This is a genomic window from Sphingobacterium sp. 1.A.4 (assembly GCF_002734245.1).
Taxonomy (GTDB): Bacteria; Bacteroidota; Bacteroidia; order Sphingobacteriales; family Sphingobacteriaceae; genus Sphingobacterium; species Sphingobacterium tenebrionis.
Map to the genome: position 1 here is coordinate 72,307 of NZ_PEAZ01000096.1, position 22,425 is coordinate 94,731.

Sequence of the window (22,425 nt, forward strand, 5' to 3'; positions counted from 1 at the left end):
TACAGATCCTTCGACTTCGCTCAGGATGACAGGGAGAAAGATTGCTTCGTCGTGCCTCCTCGCAATGACGGGATGGTTGACAAAAAAACAGGCTGAACCATTTATCATGATTCAGCCTGTTCTATTCGCTTGCAGTATCTAAATTCTAAATACTCACTACTAAATACTCAAAAATTAGATACTCAAAAATTAAATAGCTAACGTTTTCTCCTTCAACCAAGCAGCGTGTTCTTCATCCAATTTCGGGCTTAATTTCTCAAATACCCAAGCATTGTACCTATTCAACCAATCAATATGCTTTTCATCCAATAAAGTTTTATCCACTAAATCCGTAGCAATATAACAGATCGTCAAGGTCTCAAAATCCATGAAATCTCCAAAATAATTGCTTTCCACCGCTTTCGACAACACCAAATTCTCAATACGAATACCATATTGACCTTCACGATATAATCCCGGTTCAATAGAGGTAATCATGCCCTCTTCAATCAGGATATCAATCGCAGCCATATTGAACACCTGTGGACCTTCATGCACATTCAAAAAGAAACCTACCCCATGACCTGTCCCATGTCCATAATTACGCAACTGCTCCCAAATCGGACGTCTTGTGATCGCATCAATCGAATATCCCCTTGTACCTTTTGGAAAGATTGCCTGAGAACCTTCAATAGTTCCTTTCAGCACCAAGGTATAATCTGTTTTCTCCTCTGCTTTAATGTTTCCAAGAGAAACAACACGCGTAATATCCGTTGTTCCATCCTTATATTGACCTCCGGAATCCACCAATAATAGTCCTTCTGGTTTTAGTGTAGCATTGCTTTCTTCGGTCGCTTTATAATGTGGCAAAGCACCGTGCTCCAGATAACCGGCAATGGTATCAAAGGAAATATCCACAAAACCATCATTTTCCGCGCGAAATCCTTGCAATTTCTCAGCAATGGAAATCTCGGTCAATTCACCTTTGCCGACTTCCTCTTCCAACCACTTAAAGAATTTGGTCAGAGCAACACCATCTTTCACCATGGCATTGCGTGTATGTTCGATCTCTACCCCATTCTTAACCGTTTTCAGGTTAGTGGATGGATTGGTCTCCTCTACAATTTCAACCCCATCAGCAACAGCATCATAAAACGCAAAACATGTGCGTTTGGTATCCAACAAAATTCTACCGTTGGAAATAGACTTCACCGCATCAAATGCCTTTTCATAATCCTCTACTTGTACCCCCGAAGCATTCAATGATGCTACCTCTTCATTCGAAAGTTTTCCATCAGCAATGAAAAGGGTGTTTTTATCCGCTTGGATCAGGAAGAAGCCCAATACCACCGGATTACAATGCACATCATTACCACGGATGTTCAATAACCAAGCAAGGTCATCCAAGGATGAAACCAAATGGTTATCTACACGTTTATCTTTCAATTTAGCTTTAACGGCCTCGATTTTTGAAGCCGTCGATTGACCTGTTGTTTTTTCATCCAACAAATAGGCTTTTTCCAAAGGCAATGCTGGTCTATTCTCCCAGATTGGATCCAACAGATCTAAATGTCCATTTACATGGATTCCTAGGGGTTGTAATTCCTGTTGAACAGCCTGAGCGACCGCCACGGCAGCCAGGTTACCATCAAAAGCAACAGTACCGCCTTCTTTTAATTGTTTTGCAAGCCAAGTAGCATATTCTGGTTTTCCCTGTACCTGAAGTTTCACCAATTCAAATCCTGTCCCTTCCAACTGCTCTCCAGCCTGAACAAAATAGCGTGAATCTGTCCAAAGACCTGCAAAATCTGCGGTGATCACCAATGTTCCTGCCGAACCGGTAAATCCGGATGTCCAAGCAATACATTTATATCGGTCTGGGAGATACTCACTGATATGTGGGTCAGATGATGGGATAATATAGGCATCTACACCTTTTTCTTTCATCTGCTCCCGGATGGAAGCTAATTTTTCGATGTGATTCATTATGTAATTTTTAATATTCCACGCAAGTTATAAAAACTCTCTTAATTAATACATTACCTTAATCATAGATTTGAAATTTTACACTTTTAATGCACTACTTGTTTAGTAGATTACGATATTTGCTAGCTATGAGAAGATTTTTTTCATTTTTTTCGATGCTGACATTGGTCACTGTGCTGGGTACAGCTCCGGTGTTGGGCCAAGGGATTAAACCAAAAATCCAATCTGCCTTTCAGACTTTCCAAAAAAGCCCTGCCCTTCAAAGTGGCTTGGCTTCTTTAACGGTCATCAACGCGAAAACCGGCGAAGTGGTTTTTGATGGCAACAACAAAATCGGAATGCCAACAGCATCCACCCTCAAGGTCATCACCTCCATAACCGCCCTCGAACTATTGGGCGCGGACTATACCTTTCCGACAAAACTCTATGTTACTGGAGATGTCGACTCCTTGGGTGTATTGAATGGAGACATCATTATTGAAGGCTCTGGAGATCCTACTTTGGGTAGTGATCGCTACGAACAGACTAAAGCGGCTACTATCCTTTCCAAATGGAAAGAGGCCATTCTTAAACTGGGAATCAAACAAATAGCAGGAAGTATTATTGCCAATGACCAACTTTATAATGGATATGATGTACCGGGCACTTGGATGTGGACCGATATCGGCAATTACTATGGAGCAGGTGTATCAGGCCTGAATTGGAAGGAAAACAAATTGGGCATCAATTTCAGTCCATCTAGACCTGGCCAACCGGCAGCTCTTCAACCTGTAAAAACACCTCCATTTTTCCAGATGATCAATCAGGTAAGCACTGGAAATGTGGGTTCGGGAGATAATGTATATGCCTATTCTGCTCCCTATTCCAATACGATCTATTTAAGAGGGACCTACGGAAGTGACCTAAAGAAAACCATTGAGATATCCGTTCCAGACCCTGCCCTGTATCTTGCGTACGATCTTTCTGAAGTCCTTGCCCAAGATTCTATTGCAGTGTTGGATACCATCATCACCTTTCAAGGTTTAAAAAATAGAGACCCACAATACCTGATCAGCGGGAATAAAAAGCTGATCCATACCCACCATTCTCCGAAGTTGATGGAGATTGTACATTGGTTCAACCAAAAGAGTATCAACCTTTATGGAGAAAGTCTATTGAAGGTCATTGGAGGCATTTCCGCCAACAAAACCAATACCAGCGAAGCAGCCAATCTGGTCGCTAAGTTCTGGCAAAATAAATTAAAGATTTCACCGAGTGAAATCAATACCTTTGATGGTTCGGGATTATCGCCACAGAACCGGGTTACGACCCAAGCAATGGCCAGAATCATGCAATATGCAAAGGGAAGAACCTGGTATGCCGATTTTCTAAAATCTTTGCCCAATGTGAATGGGACATCCATGAAAAGCGGAACTATAGGAGGTGTATTGGGCTATACCGGCTATCAAAAAGCTGCCGATGGCCAAGAATATACCTTTTCCTTATTGGTAAATAATTACCAAGGATCAGCCTCCTCGATGAGACAGGCCATGTTTAAATTATTAGATGCATTAAAATAGATTATTCAGGCAATAATCGACACATATAAGTATAAACTAAAATTGTAATGAGTAACATCAACAGAAAGAAAGACGCTTTAACCTACCATTCTATGGGGCGTCCAGGAAAAATTGCCGTTGTACCAACAAAACCACACAGTACCCAAAGAGATTTAACATTAGCCTATTCTCCTGGTGTAGCAGAGCCTTGTTTGGCGATTGCAGAAAACAGCGAGGATGCATATAAATATACTGCAAAAGGAAACTTAGTAGCGGTTATCAGTAATGGTACTGCCGTACTAGGTTTAGGAGATATCGGTGCGCAGGCCGGAAAACCAGTGATGGAAGGTAAAGGTCTATTATTTAAGATCTTCGCGGATATCGATGTGTTTGATATTGAATTGGACACCAAGAATGTTGATGAATTTGTAAACATCGTAAAAGCATTGGAACCTACATTCGGGGGGATCAACTTGGAGGATATCAAAGCGCCAGAGTGTTTTGAGATTGAAAGACGCTTAAAGGCAGAGATGAACATTCCGGTGATGCACGATGACCAACATGGTACAGCGATTATTTCTGGTGCAGCCTTGATCAACGCCTGCGAATTGCAAGGTAAGGATATTGCTGATGTGAAAATCGTAGTGAACGGTGCAGGTGCTGCTGCTATTTCTTGTACAGCCATGTATGTTGCGGTTGGTGCAAGAAAAGAGAACATCGTGATGTTAGATAGTAAAGGGGTTATCCGTAACGACCGTGACAACTTAGATGCAACAAAAGCAGAATGGGCAACCGACCGTGACATTCATTCCTTGGAAGATGCCGTGGCAGGTTCGGATGTTTTCATTGGTTTATCCAAAGCGGATGTATTGACCAAGGAGATGTTATTGACCATGAACAGTAATCCGATTGTTTTGGCGATGGCTAATCCAAATCCTGAAATTGCTTACGATCTAGCGGTTGAAACACGTGATGATATCATCATGGGTACTGGACGTTCCGATTATCCTAACCAGGTGAACAATGTATTGGGATTCCCGTATATTTTCCGTGGTGCATTGGATGTACGCGCTACAGCCATTAATGAAGACATGAAAATCGCTGCTGTTCGCGCAATTGCCGAATTAGCGAAACAAAATGTACCTGAAGAGGTTAACATTGCCTATAACCAAAGTAATATCCGTTTTGGTAAAGATTATGTGATCCCAAAACCAACCGATCCACGTTTGATCACGGAAGTATCTATTGCGGTTGCTAAGGCCGCTATTGCTTCTGGCGTAGCCCGTAAGACCATTGAGGATTGGGATGCCTACCGGGAAGAACTTCATAAACGTTTGGGTAAGGAAGACCGCATCATCCGCAATTTATCTGCAAAAGCAAAAACCAACCCTAAACGTGTGGTATTCGCAGAGGCTGATAACACCAAAACCCTTCGCGCTGCCCAGATCGTAAAAGAAGAAGGTATTGCATTCCCTATTTTATTAGGTAACAAAGAGAAGATCCAAAACATCATCAAAGAATATGCTTTTGAATTGGATGGGGCGGAGATCATCGATCCGCAAGCGGAGATTGACTCGCCACGTTTCGAAAAATATGCAGAGCATCTTTACAAGAAAAGACAACGTCGTGGCATCAATAAATTGGATTCCCGAAAATTGATGACCAATAGAAACTATTTTGCTGCCAGCATGGTTGAGTTTGGTGAGGCAGATACCTTGATTTCTGGATTGACCAGAAATTACGCATCTACGATTCGTCCGGCATTGCAGGTGATCGGTGCCAAACCAGGAAGCCGTGTTGCAGGTATGTACATCATGATGACCAATAAAGGACCTTTATTCTTTGGTGATACCACCGTTAATGAAGATCCAACACCACAGGAGTTGGCTGATATTACGGTATTATTGGATTCTGCTGTTAAGCGATTCAATATCAAACCACGTATTGCTATGTTATCCTACTCCAACTTTGGTTCCAATGAAGGAACGGTTTCCGATAAAGTTCGCCAAGCGGTGAAGATCCTTCATGCAGAACATCCTGAAATCGTAGCTGATGGTGAGATCCAAGCGAATTTTGCATTGAACCCAGAAATGTTGTCCGCTAATTTCCCATTCTCTGCATTAAATGGCGAAGCAGCAAATACCTTGGTATTCCCTAATTTGGAATCCGGTAATATTGCCTATAAGCTATTACAGGAAGTTGGAAATGCAGAAGCTGTAGGACCAATCCTATTGGGAATGAACAAGCCTGTCCATGTATTGCAATTAGACAGTTCCGTTCGTGAGATCGTGAACATGGTTACCATTGCGGTGGTGGATGCCATTGAGCACGAAAAAAACAACAATAACTAACATTTCCGTATGTACGAATACATCAAAGGAAAATTAGTAGTAAAAGCGCCCACCCACGTTGTTATAGACGTAGGTGGGATTGGCTATTACCTGCATATTTCCCTGACGACCTTTAGCCAGATCAAAGATTTGGAAGACTGTAAGCTCTTTACTTCCTTTCAGGTTAGAGAAGACTCCCAGACTTTATACGGCTTTGCAACAGAAGGCGAAAGGCATTTATTTGAACACCTGATCTCCGTTTCAGGTATAGGACCAAATACGGGTCGTATGATGCTATCTTCCATTACTCCGGAAGAGATCCAGCAAGCCATTGTTGCCGGACAGGTCAATATTATCCAGAAGATTAAGGGTATTGGGCCAAAAACGGCACAACGTGTTATTTTGGAATTACAGGACAAATTGAAGAAACAAGGACCAGATGCCTTGATTCCGCTGCCGGTAACCAAATCTTCAGCTATTGAAGAGGCATTGACGGCATTGGTGATGTTGGGTTTTGGAAAACCGCAAGCCGACAAAGTGCTACAGGCGATCCATAACGCAGAGCCAGATTTGACCGTTGAAAAATTGATCAAAGCAGCATTAAAAAGATTATAATTTACATGGCAGAAGACTTACAGATAATCCAAGGGGATAAACAGACGCAATATGAAAACCTCCTTCCACAGATCAAGGGATTGATTTCAGGAGAGACCAATTTTGTGGCCAATATGGCAAATATCTGCGCGGCATTGAAAGAGCAGTTCCATTTTTTCTGGGTAGGATTTTATTTGGCTGAAAACGAGGAATTGGTTTTAGGCCCATTCCAGGGACCCGTAGCCTGTACGAGGATTGCTTATAACCGTGGAGTTTGTGGGACAGCCTGGGCAAAGGAAGAAACCGTAATCGTTCCGAATGTGGATGAATTCCCAGGGCATATCGCTTGCTCTTCTTTATCGAAATCGGAGATCGTAGTACCTTTGTTCAAGGACGGTAAATGTATAGGTATTCTCGATGTGGATAGCGACGAACTGGCTGATTTTGATGAAATTGACAGTAAATACCTAGCTGAAATCTTAACCTTTTTAGGAGATACTTGTTAAAACGTAAATCTTTTAACAAAGAGTAAAACAATTCCCGTATATTTGTGTTGAATCACAACTATAATTATTAATCTATCATGTCGGGAACTAAATCTTTGGCTCTGCTGAATTTCATGATGGTCACGTTGAATTTCACGTGGATTATCTTGATGGACAACAGTTTTTTCTTCGGAAATTCGATCAATACGGCCATTAGTTCCTATCCAACTTACCTAACCCCAGCACCTATTACATTTAAAATATGGTCATTTCTTTCGGCCAATATGATATTGGTAGGGATACTGATGTTTATAGCTTCTAGAAATGAAGCTGAAAATCCAAGAACAGTCCTTAAGATCAAGAAGATTGGTAATCTACTTATCCTGAATCAACTATTCTGTGGTTTGAGTATGGTATTAAAAATGAACAATCATTTTATCCTTTCTGTAATTTGTTCATCAGCATGTTTGATTACCATTTTAATGATCAATAAACGGATAGAAATTCATAAACTGGTTTCAAATTCTTTCATTCGCTATTTTATCCGTTTAGGTTTTGGGGTATATACAGGTTGGATGATTATTTTAATGGCTTTCAATAGTGTGACCATTTTAGCCAAATTTGAATTGGTGAGCTCCTCTTCGGAGTTGTTCTGGTTGAATGTAGCTGTGCTGTTGGCATGTACGGCATACGGTATTTATTATACCATAACACATTATCTCCCTGCGGTTTCTGCTGTTTTAGCTTGGGGTATTTTTGGCATTCTTATCCAAAACATCAAGCAGCCACATTTCATTGATCCGGATATGAAACCGTATCTATATGTCATGTTATTCGCGTGCATTCTCGCTACCTTGTATTCGTTCTATCTATGTAATGTGCGGAGAAAGTTGCAAGAAGGGTTTAATGAGTTTCCACCTTCCATATCTTAATCGATTTATCATCACTTACCGTAAAAATCCGATTTTCTTGCCAAAGGACATTATTGATGCTGAGGTAATGGCTTTCTATACCTTTATCCCGAGAGATATTCTTTAAAAGACCCCAGTCTGTAGATCTCCATATTTTTATGGTCTTATCCCTACTTACGGTTACCAAAAAATTATTATCAGCCGAGCTGTCTATCCCGTAGACCGTGAACATATGCGGTACAAGGCTCTGCTTTTTCTCCAAGGTCTTAGGATCCAAGCGATTGATCTTTGCATCCCGTCCCCCAGAAATTAGCTCCCCATTTATAAATCGTAAGGAAGTTACCGGCAATTCATGGATTGGCTCTTTTATATATTTATGGAAATCATAGGCATCATGGACATGGACCATCCCCAATTTATCGCCAAAGGCCAATAATTTACCGTCTTCTGAAAGGCTGATGACACGCGCGGTGGTATCGGATACCTTGAAACGGTATAAAAGTTCTAAACTTTCCAAACTCCACACATACGCAAAACCTTCTTCGCCTATAGCGATCAGTTCCCTTTTGGAGGGGATAAGTTTGATATCAAATATGGCTCCCGATTCCGTATTCCAATTGGCAACAAGCGATTGCTTTTGGGTATCCACCAATAAGAGCTGACCAGAACGCAATCCAATGGCCAAGAGGTCAGAATCCGGAATGGCCAATAGTTTATATACAGAAGAACCCACCTTACAAAGAATCCTTTTGAACTTCATTTCCTGCAGATCCCATTCCACTACCCCTTTATCATTCCCACCGGTATATAACACCGAGGAATTTTCAGGTTGGGCTAAGGCAAAGACAGGATTCTGATGTCCGGTAAGCGTAGATGCTAATGTAATTTCCAAATTGGATGCCATGTTTGGTTTATTGATGTCTTCCTTCTAAATTTTTGGCAATGGTTTCTAAGCTCATTCCCTTTTCCTTTAATAGAACAATCAAATGGAATAAAAGGTCTGATGACTCATTGATAAAGTCATTATCGGTTTCGGTAAGTGCGGCAATAACCGTTTCCACAGCTTCCTCTCCTACCTTTTGAGCAATCTTATTAATCCCTCTGCTCCTTAATCTATTCACGTAGGATTCATCGGAAGGGAAATCGATGCGATGTTGCACGATGCGCTCCAATTCCAATAGGAAATTCTGGTTGAATGGGGTATTGAAACAACTTCTGGAGCCTGTATGGCAGGTTGGTCCAGCCGGGTTGACCTTGATCAATACGGTATCTTGGTCACAATCAATATGACTACTTACTACCTGCAAAAAATTCCCACTCTCCTCTCCTTTTGTCCACAACCTATTTTTACTTCTGGAAAAAAAGGTAACCTTTTGCTCTTCATTGGTTTTATTCCAAGCCTCCTCATTCATATAGCCCAACATTAACACTTCTAATGTCTGGGCATCTTGAATGACCACCGGAACCAAACCGTCCCCTTTCTTAAAATCAATATTCATGATGATAGTTAATATCAGAACCGAACAGGAATCCCTTGGTTCTGCAGTGTATTTTTTAATTCTGGAATCAATATTTCACCATAATGAAATACCGACGCTGCCAAAGCCGCGTCTACTTGTGCCTCTTGGAACACATCGACAAAATGCTGTTGATTTCCTGCACCGCCAGACGCAATCAATGGAATGTGGATACTGGCATTTATCTTTTTCAATAGGTTATTATCAAATCCATTCTTGGTACCATCATGGTCCATGGATGTCAATAAAATCTCACCAGCTCCCCTATCCTCTGCTTCTTTTACCCATTGCTCGGTCTCCAGATCTGTAATATCCCTGCCACCTCTCAGGTGTACATAGTTCTTTCCATTCACGAAGCGGGTATCCACCGCTAACACAACAAATTGAACACCAAAAGCATTGGCCAGTTCTTCCAATAGTTTTGGGTTTCGAACAGCAGCCGAATTGATGGAAATCTTGTCTGCACCCGCATTCAACAAGACATCTGCATCTGCTAATTCATTGATTCCACCACCAATGGTAAAGGGAATATTGATCTGACTAGCTACTGCTTTCACTAAGTCTACCGTAGTTTTACGGCGTTCATGTGTAGCGGTAATATCCAAGAAGACCAGTTCATCTGCTCCTTGCTGTGAATATTGCCAAGCCAATTCAACTGGATCACCGGCATCTCGAAGGTCAACAAAATTGACCCCTTTTACCGTGCGTCCATCTTTAACATCTAAACAGGGAATAATCCGCTTTGCCAACATGTTTTAGAAACTGATTAAGGCTTTAAGATTCCAGTCTTTTATTTCTTCGATGCTGATTCTATTTTCATAGATAGCTTTACCAACCACCACAGATTCCATTTTACCCAAATCATTCAGCGCCTCAATATCTGCCATGGAACTGATGCCTCCTGATCCGATCAGTTTTATGATCGGCGAATGTCCAAGTAGTTTGCTGTACAGCTCTACACCGGCACCGCCTAATTTACCATCCTTACTGATGTCGGTACATAGGAAACGATAGAATCCTAATGCCAAACATTTATCAATGTATTCCATTAATTTAATTGGGGAGCTTTCTAGCCATCCCGAATATTTGATCACCTCATCCAGTACATCAATGGCAATGACGATATGGTCAGCGTATTTGATCCGGCCTTCGTTCAATGCAGAAAGTTCTTCCAAAAATGCCGGATTGGTTATCGCTTGCGTACCTACGATGACGCGGTACACCCCTGCATCGATCAATTCCTTTACCTTTTCGATACTACGGACACCACCACCATATTGCACTTTCATTTCAGTACGTTTGATGATGTCGAATAGATAAGCTTGATTGCTAAAATCACCTTTGGCTCCATTAAGATCTATGATATGAACGATCTCCGTACCATTGGCATGGTATTTTTCGATCTGTTCTTCCAAAGAAATCGGATAAGTGGTAACCTCGTCGTAGTTGCCCTCTCTTAAACGGACAACCTGTTTGTCCAATACATCAATTGCAGGTATAATATACATAATATCAAAAATTCGATTAAAAATGACTAAAGTTAAGTAAGAGCTGTTCTCCTGCTTTTCCGGATTTCTCCGGGTGAAACTGAACTGCCCAAAAATTGTTCTTGGCAATCGCTGCTGAAAAGGTTAATCCATAATCACAGGTTGCGATGTTATACCTATCCTCATGTTCAATAAAATAAGAATGTACAAAATAAAAATACGTATTATTTGCAATATCCTTAAACAATGGACAGGAAGGGTCGAAGCTTATGCTATTCCAACCCATATGAGGTACTTTTTCGGTTACTCGACCTTCAAAATGCAAGGTCTTCACCGGAATAATCCCCAATAGTTCGGCATGGCCTTCTTCGGAAAAGTCGGTCAGCAATTGCATCCCTACACATATTCCCAAAACTGGCTTTTCCAACTTGGGGATGGCCTCTGCCAAACCCGACGCTTTCAATTTATCCATGGCTGCCCCTGCATGCCCAACCCCAGGGATAATGATCCGATCGTAACGATCAAAATCATCCTTGGTATTGATCATGCCGTAGGAAATATCCAAGCGCTGTAAAGCAGCGGTTATGGAGAATATATTCCCAGCACCATAATTTACGATTCCAACCATCTATTTATGTTTAATAACCAACTGGTCTTCAAATAGTTTTACAATAATCCTTTTGTGCTTGGCAACTGCATATTATCTGCATCCCTACGCACCGCCTTTTTGATGGTTTTGGCGAAGGCTTTAAAGATGGCTTCGATCTTATGGTGTTCATTTTCTCCCGTTGCCTGTACATTCAGGTTTGATTTGGAAGCATCCGAAAAGGATTTGAAAAAATGAAAGAACATCTCCGTAGGCATATCTCCAATTTTTTCCCTTTTGAATTCGGCATCCCAGACAATCCAGTTGCGACCACCAAAATCTATCGCTACCTGCGCAAGACAGTCGTCCATCGGAAGGGTAAAAGCGTATCGTTCAATGCCGCGTTTGTTTCCAAGAGCAGTCAGGAAGATTTCACCCAGCGCAATACCGGTATCTTCAATAGTATGGTGTTCATCAATATGCAGATCGCCTTTGGCTTTGATCGTAAGGTCCAATGCACCATGACGAGCTAATTGGTCAAGCATGTGATCGAAGAAGGGTAGCCCGGTATCAATATCCGATTTTCCGCTGCCATCCAGGTTCAATTTGATATAGATATCCGTTTCATTGGTTTTACGGTGATGCTCGGCCACACGGGTCCCCAATTTTAGGAATTCATAGATCGCTTTCCAATCGGAAGTCTCTAATGCAACCACATCGTTGCTGATTTCCACGCCTTCCAATTTCCCAAGATCATCGTTATTGCGCAGCCAGATGGCTTTCGCGCCTAAATTCTGTGCTAATCTCACATCATTTACCCGGTCGCCAATCACAAAGGAGTTTGCCAAATCATATTTTTGAGGATCAAAATATTCCTTCAGCATCCCCACACCTGGTTTTCGGGTATCAGCATTTTCATGCGGGAAGGTCCTATCCACATGCTCGCGGGCAAAATTTACGCCTTCACCGGCGAAGGTATCCATCACCAAATGATGGACAGGCCAAAAATTCTCATCCGGATGGGAAGAAGTTCCTAAACCGTCTTGGTTAGTTACCAAGACCAATTCAAAATCCAATTCTTTGGCAATCCTTGGCAAGTATTGCAAGGCGCCTGGATAAAATTTCAATTTGGCGAATGAGTCTACCTGCTCATCTGCCGGTTCTTGAATTAATGTGCCGTCTCTATCGATAAAAAGGACACGAATTAATTGGTCAGACATGGGATATTATTTATAAAACTCTTGTATTTCGTTTATTAAACGTTCATTTTCCAACTTTGTCCCCACGGTTATACGTAGGCAACCATCGCATAATGCCACTTTTGAGCGGTCGCGAACAATGATTCCCTTGTCCACCAGAAAATCATATAGGGATCTAGGATCCTGAAGTTTGACCAAAATAAAGTTGGCATCGGAAGGGGTGATCTTTTCAACCTGCTGTAAGGCATCCAATTGGGATACTAAAGTTTCCCTTTCTTTGATGGTTTCCCGAATCCACTCGTTCACCACCTCATAATTATTCAATGCTTCCAATACCAGATCTTGGGTGGCCTGATTGATGTTATAGGGTGGTTTTATTTTGTTGAAGACTTCAATGATTTCTTTACTCGCAAATGCCAAGCCTAAGCGCAAAGCGGCCAATCCCCAAGCTTTGGAAAGTGTTTGTAGAACAACCAGGTTCGGGAATTCCGGCAAGGAATAGGTAAAGGATTTCTGTTTGGAGTAGTTGATGTATGCTTCATCCACCACGACAATACCTTTGAAATTGACCAAAAGGGTTTCAATATCCAATGGATTGATGCTATTACCGGTTGGGTTATTGGGCGAGCATACAAAAATAAGTTTGGTATGGGTGTCCAATGCCTCTGCGATACCATCTAGATCCAATTGATAATCTGCAGTCAAGTTTACTTTACGGACCTCTACATCATTGATATTGGCAGACACCTCATACATACCGTAAGTAGGTGGTACCAGGATCACATTATCGATTTTTGGTGTACAGAAAGCACGATAGAGAATATCGATTGCTTCGTCAGAACCATTACCTAAGAACATGTTCTCGGCAGGCACACCTTTTATGCTGGATAATTTATGTTTTACTTGATGTTGAAGGGGGTCAGGATATCGGTTATAGTCATGAGGAAGCGGGGAGCCAAAAGCGTTTTCATTGGCATCCAAAAAAACAGATGCTTCCCCTTTGAATTCATCCCTTGCGGATGAATATGGTACGAGATTTCTAATGTTCTCTCGTAATAAGGCGGTTAAGTTGAAGGACATTATTTTAGACTATTTTTTTCGAGCTGTAAATATGGGCAAAAATTCACAAAAAAGGCTAAACTAAATACCATTTCCCCTCAATTGATAGCTCGGTATTAGGGAAAACAGTCTGGGCTTCTTCCAGTAAAGGGCCGAGTGTTTTATACCTTGCGGAATAATGGCCCAAGAGCAATTTTTTCACCTGGCTTTCTTTAGCGATTTCAGCCGCTTCTAAACAGGTGGTATGGAAGGTTTCTTTGGCTCTGTCCCGCATTTCATCCAAAAAAGTGGATTCATGATATAAAAGATCAGCTCCTTGGATGGATGGTAAATAGATCGGATGCCTTACGGTATCTGAGCAGTAGGCATACGACCGGGAGGCAGGACCAGGGACCGTCAATGCCGCCGCTTGATGTACATTGCCCTGAGGATCGACGTAATCTATCCCCTTTTTCAAAAGCGAATAATAGGGTTTTGGAATATTCAAGGGTTCCACTTTTTCCGCTAAAATACTGGCAGAACGCTTTCCTTCATCAAATCGAAATCCAGTGCATGGGATACGATGGATTAATGGAAAGGATTTTACGGTCATCATCCTGGATGAAAAAATAACCTCTTCCTTTTCTGGATTGGTCGGATGGAAAATGATATTATACCGGATGACCGTTTCGGAATATTTGAAATGCAATTCCAGAATCTCCTGTAAAGGTGCAGGCCCATAGATATGGAGATCGGCCTTTCTACCTACCAAGTGCATGGAGGACACCAGGCCTACAAGACCTAAATAGTGGTCTCCATGCAGATGAGAGATAAAAATATGATCGATGCGATTGCTTTTGATACCATAGCGTGAAAGTTGCATCTGCGTACCTTCGCCACAATCGATCAAGAATAATTGTTCGTTATAATTGATGACCTGAGAAGTAGGATGGCGTTCAAAAATGGGTGTTGCTGAGCTGTTACCCAATACCAATACTTCAAATCGAATCATCTTATGCCTGCCCTTCTTTTAAATCCAATCGGATTTCATTTCCGAAGATCAGGTCTTTTGCTTTTTCTACGTCTTTGGTGATGATCAGGTAACTATCCAGACCTAAGGAGCTGATATATTGTTTAACTCCTTCATTCAGGTTGGTGATAATGAATAGGCCACCCAAAGATTTACATAATCTACGTGCTAATAAACCGGTACGGATACCTGTTTCATCTGTTTCTAACACTTTATTCATATCCAAGACAATGTTTCGTTGTCCGCCGGTATTGCGGAGCATAAACTCGCCCTTTAAACTTGCGGCAGCATCTCCATCTAATTTTTCTTGAAGGGGCTCAATCACCACAAATCGATCGTATTTATCTACCGTAAATTTCATAAATGTTAGTCTTTTAAGATTAATGTATTATAGTTTCGCTAATTCTTCGCTCACATTGCGTTCAACGCGGTCCAGAACATCTCCATTTTCTGGATATTCGAACTTATCGCCCGTGATGTGTTCAAAAAGTTCAATATAGCGTTCAGAAATTGAATTTACAATAGTATCTGTCATTTCAGGCACTTCTTGACCTTCTTTTCCTTGAAAACCATTTTCGATCAACCATTGTCTTACAAATTCCTTGGACAGTTGCTTCTGCGGTTCGCCATTTTGCTGACGTTCCTCATAACCATCCGCATAGAAGTAACGCGAAGAATCTGGTGTATGGATCTCATCGATCAGGTAGATGATGCCATCGCGTTTTCCAAATTCGTATTTGGTATCCACTAAGATCAATCCTCTTTCTGCTGCAATCTCAGTTCCTCTTTGAAAAAGCGCTTTTGCATATTTTTCCAATTGGGTATAATCTTCTTCAGAGACAATCCCTTGGCTGATGATTTCAGCTCTGGAGATATCCATATCATGACCGACCGCTGCTTTGGTGGTTGGGGTAATGATCGGTTCCGGAAGCTTATCATTTTCTTTCAGCCCTTCAGGAAGAACTTCGCCGCAAAGCTCACGTCCGCCATCACGGTAGGTACGCCATAAATGTCCAGATACATAGCCACGAATCACCATTTCTACTTTAAAAGGCTCACAGCTTTTCCCGATCGTTACGTTCGGATCTGGAACAGATACCACCCAATTCGGTAAGATATCAGCAGTAGCCTTTAAGAATTTGGAAGCGATCTGGTTCAATACTTGACCTTTATAAGGGATTGCACGAGGTAAAACGACATCGAATGCAGAAATACGATCGGAAGCTACCATCACCAAGTAATCGTTTGCAATGGTATAGACATCCCTGACTTTACCCCTATAAAATGCCGTCTGGTTTTTGAAATTGAAATTTGTTTCTTTTATTGTACTCATATTTGTTGCGTTTCCACGCGTTTAATTGCTATTAAATATCGCCATAGGCTTCTAGGATACGTTTCACCAATTTATGGCGAACAACGTCTGCCCCACTCAGGTAGATCATATCAATCCCTTCGATGCCTTCTAATATCTTGACGGCATTCACCAGACCAGATTGGGTCTTTTTTGGAAGATCCACTTGGGTCATGTCGCCAGTTACGATGAATTTTGCTGTTGGTCCCATACGTGTTAGGAACATCTTCAACTGCATATCGGTCGCATTTTGCGCCTCATCCAGGATCACAAAACAATTATCCAAGGTCCTACCCCGCATGAACGCTAAAGGTGCGACCTCAATGGTCCTGTTCTCTAGGTAACCTTTTAGTTTTTCAGCGGGAATCATATCATCCAACGCATCGTATAAAGGTCTTAGATAAGGATCCACCTTCTCTTTAAGGTCGCCAGGTAAAAAACCAAGGTTTTCTCCCGCTTCAACGGCAGGACGCGTCAGAATGATGCGTTTGATTTCCTTGTTTCTTAAGGCGCGGACCGCTAATGCTACCGCTGTATAGGTCTTTCCCGTACCAGCAGGGCCTATCGCAAACAGGATATCATTCTTGTTGATGCTATCGACCATTCGACGTTGATTTGCCGTTCTTGCACGAACTACGATTCCATTAGGACCATAAACAATAGGCTCTCCTTTCATCGCAGCAGCTTTTGCCTCCGCCTCATCCTTTGGTGGGGAAGCAGGTGCTTTTAGGTCGGTAACCGAACTTAAAAGTCCCTCGAGCTCAAGTAACGATAGTGTCTGAAACTGGTTGACATGGCCAAGAATTTGGTCAAATACCTGCTGAAAGCGGTTCCTTTCTCCTTCTTCACCCAACACCTTAAGTTGACTTCCTCTGGCTACCAAGCGCAACTTGGGAAAAGCGCGTTTGATAAACTCATAATTCTCATTCTGAGCACCCCATAAGGTAATCAGATTGACTGTGTCCAAATTGATTTCTAATTCACTCAAATTTTAATCGATTAATTTTTCTTGATTCAAAAATACAATTTACTTTTTCTATTTTTGTAGTTCGCTTATCAAAAACAACAGTTAAATTTTTTGCTACGGGCATTTGGATAGTATGGGAGTAATAACGTTAACCACAGACTTAGGTCATCGCGATTTTTATCAGGCCGCATTAAAGGGCAGTATTATTTCGCAATTGCCGAATGTACGTCTGGTAGACATATCCCATGATATCCCTTCTTTCAGCATTCAGCATGCCGCATTTGTCATCAATAATGCCTACCCCTATTTTCCAGCGAAGACTGTTCATCTGATCGGTATCGACACTGTTTTTCAGGAGGATTCTCGCTATTTGGCCATGTCTTACAAAGGGCAATATTTTGTTGGCGCGGATAATGGGATTTTCAGTATCATTCTGGGGGAAGATCGTCCTACGGAAATGATCGAGATCAATATCATGCAGGATCTGAGGTATCTGCACTTTCCCTTAGCGGATATTTTGACCAAAGCAGCCTGCCATATTGCCAACGGAGGCAAATTTTCTGATATCGGTTTCCCGATCGAAAACCCTGTACAAAAGGTTTTGTTTCAACCTGTTTATAATCAGAACAGCATCAAAGGTCATGTAACGTTTATTGATTCCTTTGGAAATGTCATCAGTAATATCAGTAAGGAATTGTTCAATAAGATCCAAAATGGAAGGGATTTCGTTTTGAGATTTAAGAGAAATGAGACGATTTCAAAATTGAGCTGGCATTACAATGAGGTATCTGAAGGGGAGAAACTCTGTCTTTTTGGGATCAGTAATTTCTTGGAAATAGCTATTAATAAAGGTAATGCCAGTCAATTGTTGGGCTTATATCAGGATGAAACCATTTTGGTCGAGTTTTTTGACCATTAGAATCCCATGCCGACTTTCACAACGGCTCTACCCATATTATAGGTGACCCGCTCGTGCAAATAATTGTCTACACTATTATATAGATATTCATTAATAATATGCCTAAACTTTGACCTTTCTTGTTTTATCTGTTGGAATTGATAGCCTATGCTCAGGGAAATGAAAGTTCTTTCTGCACCTACTTTCCATCTCCAACCCACATGTGGATGAAACCTCAAACCACCTTCAAAAGACCTATCCTTTTCGGTTACTGTGTTGTTCCAGACTTTATCTGCTGTGGAGTTTAGCCCGGCGAAGCCATAACCCGCATCCAATCCCGAATAAAATGTGGTGCGTTTATGGGGATTTAAAATAAATCGACCAGCAACATTGAATGGTAATACCCAGAACTTTTCATATTCATCAGCTGTGTATTTCTCCACTCCAGAAGAGAGACCCAATTCCCAAGATTCGGTCAACTTCAGGCCATGCATGGTCAAAAAACTATAACTGTTTTGAATAGGAATAAATCCATAGTTCATCAAACCAATTTCTGTTTGATTTACATAGGTCCTTTTACCCATTTGGGCATGTAAGGAAAAACTATTTCCTACGAAACATAATACGAGGATAACTATAAATTTCTTCATCTTACGAGCCTGGAGTTATATTAATACATCCTAATTCCTTAATATTCGATTTGTCTTGATAATCATATTGACAAATCTTTTTTGGGCCAATGACAATCATGGATTTCGGACCAGGAATTACATCATAACTCATCATGTTTGGCAAATTCTGCACTTCTTTTAGCGAAAGCTGCTGCCCCTCTTCAAAAGCGAAGCTCCTAAAACCATTCATTCCTTCTGTGAGGTAAACCATATTTCCAGATAAGCCTAAACCATAAGGAGATTTTAATGCTTGGGTAAGTTTTAGTTTAGGATTGCTCAAGTCTGCAATATCGATGACTTGTAATTCATTACTTCCTCCTCCGCATTCAATACCACTCCTCAGGGTGACAAAAGCATATTTGTCGTTTACAACCACGGGGTCGCAAGCGCGAAAGTGAGCAAAAGTGGATATCTTTTTAGGCGCGGCGGGGTTTTCCAGACTGATGATGTGCATACCTTGCGTGGTTCCAATGAACAGATTATCCTTATAGGGGAAAATAGTTTCCAATAGACCCGATAACCTCATCTTATCCACATAGGTTGCCGTATTTTTGTTGCTGATATCAAACCAATTCAAATCGGAAATATCCACGGTGTATAGATGGTTTTTGGATATGGTGAAACGTGCCAGTGACCCAGCTTGTCCAGTGCCACCTGAATTCCCATCGTAATTGATATTTGTATCATATTTTACAAAAGGTGTATGTTCTCTTGTATTTTTATAAGTAACTAGGGAATCCTTCCATCCAGCTACTACCTTCGTACCATTCATAGGCTTCCAACCCCAAACTGTATTCACCGTTTTAAAAACATCCTCCACTCTTTTCATCAATGTAGGTTTTGCGATGTTTTTAAGATCGAAAAGTAATAAATCGGCATAGTTATCCGTATATAAGACATCATCTTTTATGGCGAAATCCGAAGTACCTTCAACCGCCAAAAAAGTAATCTTCTCCGGTTTTGCCGGATTAGAATTGTTGTAAAAATGAATACCTTTTAAAGGTTCGTTGATCAACAAAAAATCTTTATAGATATAGATTTTTCCGGTAGATTGAAGCTCTACCCCATCCTTGGTGCCGACAAATTCCTTACGGATTTCGGCCATTGTTTTGAATACAGCCACTTTGGCCATCACCTCTTGCTCATAAGTAATGCGATCGCAAGACACCGATAGGAATAATATTCCAGTAAGAAGGCCTATAAGACCTCTTGAGATGAAATTGTTGGTTCTTTTCATGCTGGTTAATAATTAGTTGTCATGTTTTTCAATTCTTACGTTAAAAAATTATATTTTGCTACAATGTTTATTAAAAAAAGTATGTTTTTCATGTGGAACATCTTCAAACTGAAAAGAACAATGAATTATAAATATTTGAAGTTTTTATTTGCCTGTATCTTGGTTTTCTCAGGATCGGCAATTCTTAAGGCACAGGATAGTACAGCACTTAAAACAGATTCCATCACCTTTGAATCCCAACGTGCTCGAGTAAATAAATTGTTGAACGAACGAAGTGCAAAATTTGGTGACTACGATAGTTCGCTGACCAAAAAGACAGGTGTTTTTGGTCTTTTTAAAACCAAAGGCGACATGCAGAAATCCATCGATATCCTCCGGAACATCGTGATCAATGATAACCATATCTTTATCGAGACGCGGAAATTGTTGGATCTTAAGGATGCCCAAAGCGAACGGTATCAGAAATTGGCAGCAGAGTATGACCAACAGGTTTCTGCCTATATGAAAACCATCAACAAATTGCAGCAAGAGAATGACAAGCTCCGTGGGGATATCAGTAATCTGGAGAACAGCGATCAAGGGAATGATAATAAATTGTTCATCGCCATCGTGATCATTTTGGGATTGGTAATTTCGGTTATTTATCTTTATTTAAAGCAGAAGCCTAAAAAATTGACTGTATAGTGATACGAAGAGCTATATATATGAGTACTTTTGCTCGATTTGATAATTTTAATTCATGGCCAGACCGAGATTGAACAGTGGAGATTCGCATTCGGAAGATTTACCGAAGCCGAAAATTAACAAGGAGACCCTAAAGAAAGCCTTAAAGATCTTTTCTTACATTCGACCTTTCAAATGGAAGTTCGTTATTGGGATGTTATTCCTTATTCTTTCGAGCTTGACCATGCTCACCTTTCCGGCCTTGATGGGCGCGATGATTGATGCAGCACAAGGAAAACAGAAGTTCGATTGGCTCCCTGCCGATGTGATGTACATAGGTGTGCTGAGTATTTCGATACTGGCCGTACAATCTACGATTTCCTTTTTCCGGATTCGCTTATTTGTGGAGATTGCAGAAAAATCCCTGGCCAACATTCGGAAAGATACCTATCACCGTTTGATCACCTTGCCAATTGATTTCTTTGCCAACCGCAGAGTGGGTGAACTGAACAGTAGGCTTTCTGCCGACCTTTCTCAGATCCAGGACACCATGACAACCACCTTGGCTGAAATCTTGAGACAGACCATCAGTTTGGGCGTAGGGGTATTCCTTTTGGTGTTGGTTTCTCCAAAATTAGCGCTCATGAACCTGAGTGTGCTACCTATCATTATTGTAGTAGCACTTATTTTCGGCCGTTTTATCCGCAAACTTTCCAAAGAATCCCAAGATCAGTTGGCAGATTCCAATGCGATCGTTCAGGAAACTTTATTGGGGATCAGCAATGTAAAGGCATTCGTCAATGAATATTTTGAATCCAAACGTTATGCTTCCAAATTAGGGAAGGCGGTGAATCTTGCCGTGAAAGGGGCTACTTACCGCGGATTATTTGCCTCTTTTATCATCTTTGCCATTTTCGGAGCAGCGATCGTCGTGATTTGGTATGGCGCCTCCCTGGTTTCGATTAATGAGATTTCGGTGGGCGACCTGACTATGTATATCTTATATTCTATGTTTGTGGCAGGTTCGATGGGAAGTTTCCCTGAACTCTACGCCAGCATCCAACGTTCCTTGGGAGCAAGTGAGCGCGTATTGGAAATTCTTGACGAAGATCAGGAAGATATCAAAGTGGATGAAACCGACAAAAACATCAAACAGCCTTTAACAGGTGCCATCGCCTTTGATCATGTCCGCTTCGCTTATCCGACACGTCCAGATATTCAAATTTTGAAAGATATTTCTTTCCAGATCCAAGCCGGGAAGAAATTGGCCATTGTTGGTCCAAGCGGCACTGGAAAGTCGACCATTGCTTCGCTCATATTGCAGTTTTACCAACCTACTGATGGTTCAATCTACTATGATGGCATCCCTGCTTCAGAATTGGCATTAACCGATATCCGAAATCAAGTAGCCGTGGTTCCCCAAGATGTACTTCTTTTCGGAGGAACGATTCGGGAGAACATCAGCTATGGAAACCTTCAAGCTGATGCCGAAGAAATCATCACAGCAGCAAAACGGGCCAATGCCCATAACTTCATCATGGAGTTTCCAGATGGATATGATACGGTTGTTGGTGAAAGAGGGGTTAAATTATCCGGTGGACAAAGGCAGCGAATCGCTATTGCGCGGGCTTTGTTGAAAGACCCAGCCATATTGATCTTGGATGAAGCGACTTCCTCCCTCGACTCCGAATCCGAACGTTTGGTGCAATTGGCTTTGGAAGAATTGATGAAGAACAGAACATCCGTGATTATTGCCCATAGATTGTCTACCATACGGGACGCTGATATGATTATCGTCGTAGAAAATGGCTTCATATCCGATGTTGGAACCCATCAAGAATTGATGAATAAAGGCGGGGGATTATACCAACATCTCTATCAATTACAGTCTCTTCAGGTTTTTGAAAGTTAATTTTTGTTAATTTCTAAAACCCACAAACATTTTGGCTTATTGCTTG

The 22,425-nt window shown here is 41.3% G+C and carries 22 protein-coding genes; 8 read left to right on the forward strand and 14 right to left on the reverse strand.

All coding sequences use genetic code 11. The annotated features are described in order from the left end of the window. Window positions 1-189: 189 nt before the first annotated feature. A complete protein-coding gene (locus CRJ00_RS15940) occupies window positions 190-1,965 on the reverse strand; it encodes an aminopeptidase P family protein (protein ID WP_099367741.1) in 1,776 nt (591 codons plus the stop codon). 128 nt (window positions 1,966-2,093) lie between these two features. On the opposite strand from CRJ00_RS15940, the gene dacB reads away from it, so the two are divergent. The 5 genes from dacB to CRJ00_RS15965 all read left to right on the forward strand — a co-directional run bounded on the left by dacB (window position 2,094) and on the right by CRJ00_RS15965 (window position 7,844). Next, window positions 2,094-3,524, forward strand: a complete 1,431-nt coding sequence (gene dacB / locus CRJ00_RS15945; protein WP_245153266.1) for a D-alanyl-D-alanine carboxypeptidase/D-alanyl-D-alanine endopeptidase — start codon at window positions 2,094-2,096, stop codon at window positions 3,522-3,524. A 47-nt stretch (window positions 3,525-3,571) separates the two neighbouring features. After that, complete coding sequence (locus CRJ00_RS15950; RefSeq protein ID WP_099367743.1) at window positions 3,572-5,854, forward strand: NADP-dependent malic enzyme; 2,283 nt, start codon at window positions 3,572-3,574, stop codon at window positions 5,852-5,854. Between the two features lie 9 nt (window positions 5,855-5,863). Then, the gene (gene ruvA, locus CRJ00_RS15955; protein WP_099367744.1) at window positions 5,864-6,448 is read left to right on the forward strand and encodes a Holliday junction branch migration protein RuvA; all 585 of its coding nucleotides are present in this window, start codon (window positions 5,864-5,866) and stop codon (window positions 6,446-6,448) included. A gap of 5 nt (window positions 6,449-6,453) precedes the next feature. Beyond that, window positions 6,454-6,933: a GAF domain-containing protein gene (locus CRJ00_RS15960; RefSeq protein ID WP_099367745.1), complete on the forward strand. Its 480-nt coding sequence runs from the start codon at window positions 6,454-6,456 to the stop codon at window positions 6,931-6,933. Between the two features lie 77 nt (window positions 6,934-7,010). Then, on the forward strand, window positions 7,011-7,844 hold the full coding sequence (locus CRJ00_RS15965; protein WP_099367746.1) for a hypothetical protein: 834 nt from the start codon (window positions 7,011-7,013) through the stop codon (window positions 7,842-7,844). Here CRJ00_RS15965 and CRJ00_RS15970 read toward each other — a convergent pair. From CRJ00_RS15970 to CRJ00_RS16020, 11 genes are read right to left on the reverse strand one after another with little or no spacing between them, the layout of a single operon-like run. Further along, on the reverse strand, window positions 7,816-8,727 hold the full coding sequence (locus tag CRJ00_RS15970) for a WD40 repeat domain-containing protein (protein WP_099367747.1): 912 nt from the start codon (window positions 8,725-8,727) through the stop codon (window positions 7,816-7,818). The two genes, CRJ00_RS15965 and CRJ00_RS15970, sit on opposite strands and share 29 nt — an antisense overlap. Before the next feature lie 7 nt (window positions 8,728-8,734). Beyond that, window positions 8,735-9,322, reverse strand: a complete 588-nt coding sequence (gene hisIE, locus CRJ00_RS15975; RefSeq protein ID WP_099367748.1) for a bifunctional phosphoribosyl-AMP cyclohydrolase/phosphoribosyl-ATP diphosphatase HisIE — start codon at window positions 9,320-9,322, stop codon at window positions 8,735-8,737. 14 nt (window positions 9,323-9,336) lie between these two features. Beyond that, window positions 9,337-10,092 carry an imidazole glycerol phosphate synthase subunit HisF gene (gene hisF, locus CRJ00_RS15980; protein ID WP_099367749.1) on the reverse strand — a complete coding sequence of 252 codons (756 nt, stop codon included), beginning with the start codon at window positions 10,090-10,092 and terminating at the stop codon, window positions 9,337-9,339. A gap of 3 nt (window positions 10,093-10,095) precedes the next feature. Further along, window positions 10,096-10,848 carry a HisA/HisF-related TIM barrel protein gene (locus tag CRJ00_RS15985; RefSeq protein WP_099367750.1) on the reverse strand — a complete coding sequence of 251 codons (753 nt, stop codon included), beginning with the start codon at window positions 10,846-10,848 and terminating at the stop codon, window positions 10,096-10,098. 16 nt (window positions 10,849-10,864) lie between these two features. After that, entirely contained in the window at window positions 10,865-11,455 is a 591-nt protein-coding gene (gene hisH, locus CRJ00_RS15990) for an imidazole glycerol phosphate synthase subunit HisH (protein WP_099367751.1), read from the reverse strand. 38 nt (window positions 11,456-11,493) lie between these two features. Then, on the reverse strand, window positions 11,494-12,633 hold the full coding sequence (gene hisB / locus CRJ00_RS15995; protein WP_099367752.1) for a bifunctional histidinol-phosphatase/imidazoleglycerol-phosphate dehydratase HisB: 1,140 nt from the start codon (window positions 12,631-12,633) through the stop codon (window positions 11,494-11,496). A gap of 6 nt (window positions 12,634-12,639) precedes the next feature. Then, the gene (hisC, locus tag CRJ00_RS16000) at window positions 12,640-13,692 is read right to left on the reverse strand and encodes a histidinol-phosphate transaminase (protein ID WP_099367753.1); all 1,053 of its coding nucleotides are present in this window, start codon (window positions 13,690-13,692) and stop codon (window positions 12,640-12,642) included. 55 nt (window positions 13,693-13,747) lie between these two features. After that, window positions 13,748-14,659 carry a ribonuclease Z gene (locus CRJ00_RS16005; protein WP_099367812.1) on the reverse strand — a complete coding sequence of 304 codons (912 nt, stop codon included), beginning with the start codon at window positions 14,657-14,659 and terminating at the stop codon, window positions 13,748-13,750. A gap of 4 nt (window positions 14,660-14,663) precedes the next feature. Then, window positions 14,664-15,041, reverse strand: coding sequence for an STAS domain-containing protein (locus tag CRJ00_RS16010; protein ID WP_099367754.1), 378 nt, complete (start codon window positions 15,039-15,041; stop codon window positions 14,664-14,666). A gap of 27 nt (window positions 15,042-15,068) precedes the next feature. Further along, on the reverse strand, window positions 15,069-16,013 hold the full coding sequence (locus CRJ00_RS16015) for a phosphoribosylaminoimidazolesuccinocarboxamide synthase (protein WP_099367755.1): 945 nt from the start codon (window positions 16,011-16,013) through the stop codon (window positions 15,069-15,071). A gap of 31 nt (window positions 16,014-16,044) precedes the next feature. Beyond that, window positions 16,045-17,019 carry a PhoH family protein gene (locus tag CRJ00_RS16020; protein ID WP_099367756.1) on the reverse strand — a complete coding sequence of 325 codons (975 nt, stop codon included), beginning with the start codon at window positions 17,017-17,019 and terminating at the stop codon, window positions 16,045-16,047. A 112-nt stretch (window positions 17,020-17,131) separates the two neighbouring features. Between CRJ00_RS16020 and CRJ00_RS16025 the strand changes: the two genes are divergently transcribed. Beyond that, complete coding sequence (locus tag CRJ00_RS16025) at window positions 17,132-17,917, forward strand: SAM hydrolase/SAM-dependent halogenase family protein (RefSeq protein WP_099367757.1); 786 nt, start codon at window positions 17,132-17,134, stop codon at window positions 17,915-17,917. On the opposite strand, the gene CRJ00_RS16030 is transcribed toward CRJ00_RS16025, so the two are convergent. After that, the gene (locus tag CRJ00_RS16030) at window positions 17,914-18,546 is read right to left on the reverse strand and encodes a hypothetical protein (RefSeq protein ID WP_099367758.1); all 633 of its coding nucleotides are present in this window, start codon (window positions 18,544-18,546) and stop codon (window positions 17,914-17,916) included. The genes CRJ00_RS16025 and CRJ00_RS16030 overlap by 4 nt on opposite strands. Before the next feature lies 1 nt (window position 18,547). Continuing rightward, entirely contained in the window at window positions 18,548-19,804 is a 1,257-nt protein-coding gene (locus CRJ00_RS16035) for an LVIVD repeat-containing protein (RefSeq protein WP_099367759.1), read from the reverse strand. Between the two features lie 120 nt (window positions 19,805-19,924). Between CRJ00_RS16035 and CRJ00_RS16040 the strand changes: the two genes are divergently transcribed. Both CRJ00_RS16040 and CRJ00_RS16045 read left to right on the forward strand, forming a co-directional pair. Next, window positions 19,925-20,488, forward strand: coding sequence for a hypothetical protein (locus tag CRJ00_RS16040; protein WP_144038185.1), 564 nt, complete (start codon window positions 19,925-19,927; stop codon window positions 20,486-20,488). A 55-nt stretch (window positions 20,489-20,543) separates the two neighbouring features. After that, the gene (locus tag CRJ00_RS16045; RefSeq protein ID WP_099367761.1) at window positions 20,544-22,379 is read left to right on the forward strand and encodes an ABC transporter ATP-binding protein; all 1,836 of its coding nucleotides are present in this window, start codon (window positions 20,544-20,546) and stop codon (window positions 22,377-22,379) included. Window positions 22,380-22,425 lie beyond the last annotated feature (46 nt).

Excerpts from the sequence above, each read along its gene's own strand:
- CRJ00_RS16035 (WP_099367759.1), bottom strand. The coding sequence starts at position 19,804 with ATGAAAAGAACCAACAATTTCATCTCAAGAGGTCTTATAGGCCTTCTT.
- CRJ00_RS16045 (WP_099367761.1), top strand. The coding sequence starts at position 20,544 with ATGGCCAGACCGAGATTGAACAGTGGAGATTCGCATTCGGAAGATTTA.
- hisIE (WP_099367748.1), bottom strand. The coding sequence starts at position 9,322 with ATGAATATTGATTTTAAGAAAGGGGACGGTTTGGTTCCGGTGGTCATT.
- hisB (WP_099367752.1), bottom strand. The coding sequence starts at position 12,633 with ATGTCTGACCAATTAATTCGTGTCCTTTTTATCGATAGAGACGGCACA.
- CRJ00_RS16015 (WP_099367755.1), bottom strand. The coding sequence starts at position 16,013 with ATGAGTACAATAAAAGAAACAAATTTCAATTTCAAAAACCAGACGGCA.
- CRJ00_RS15960 (WP_099367745.1), top strand. The coding sequence starts at position 6,454 with ATGGCAGAAGACTTACAGATAATCCAAGGGGATAAACAGACGCAATAT.
- dacB (WP_245153266.1), top strand. The coding sequence starts at position 2,094 with ATGAGAAGATTTTTTTCATTTTTTTCGATGCTGACATTGGTCACTGTG.
- hisF (WP_099367749.1), bottom strand. The coding sequence starts at position 10,092 with ATGTTGGCAAAGCGGATTATTCCCTGTTTAGATGTTAAAGATGGACGC.
- CRJ00_RS15985 (WP_099367750.1), bottom strand. The coding sequence starts at position 10,848 with ATGTATATTATACCTGCAATTGATGTATTGGACAAACAGGTTGTCCGT.
- CRJ00_RS15950 (WP_099367743.1), top strand. The coding sequence starts at position 3,572 with ATGAGTAACATCAACAGAAAGAAAGACGCTTTAACCTACCATTCTATG.
- hisC (WP_099367753.1), bottom strand. The coding sequence starts at position 13,692 with ATGTCCTTCAACTTAACCGCCTTATTACGAGAGAACATTAGAAATCTC.
- CRJ00_RS15965 (WP_099367746.1), top strand. The coding sequence starts at position 7,011 with ATGTCGGGAACTAAATCTTTGGCTCTGCTGAATTTCATGATGGTCACG.
- CRJ00_RS16040 (WP_144038185.1), top strand. The coding sequence starts at position 19,925 with ATGAATTATAAATATTTGAAGTTTTTATTTGCCTGTATCTTGGTTTTC.
- CRJ00_RS15940 (WP_099367741.1), bottom strand. The coding sequence starts at position 1,965 with ATGAATCACATCGAAAAATTAGCTTCCATCCGGGAGCAGATGAAAGAA.
- CRJ00_RS15970 (WP_099367747.1), bottom strand. The coding sequence starts at position 8,727 with ATGGCATCCAATTTGGAAATTACATTAGCATCTACGCTTACCGGACAT.
- CRJ00_RS16025 (WP_099367757.1), top strand. The coding sequence starts at position 17,132 with ATGGGAGTAATAACGTTAACCACAGACTTAGGTCATCGCGATTTTTAT.
- CRJ00_RS16030 (WP_099367758.1), bottom strand. The coding sequence starts at position 18,546 with ATGAAGAAATTTATAGTTATCCTCGTATTATGTTTCGTAGGAAATAGT.
- hisH (WP_099367751.1), bottom strand. The coding sequence starts at position 11,455 with ATGGTTGGAATCGTAAATTATGGTGCTGGGAATATATTCTCCATAACC.
- ruvA (WP_099367744.1), top strand. The coding sequence starts at position 5,864 with ATGTACGAATACATCAAAGGAAAATTAGTAGTAAAAGCGCCCACCCAC.
- CRJ00_RS16010 (WP_099367754.1), bottom strand. The coding sequence starts at position 15,041 with ATGAAATTTACGGTAGATAAATACGATCGATTTGTGGTGATTGAGCCC.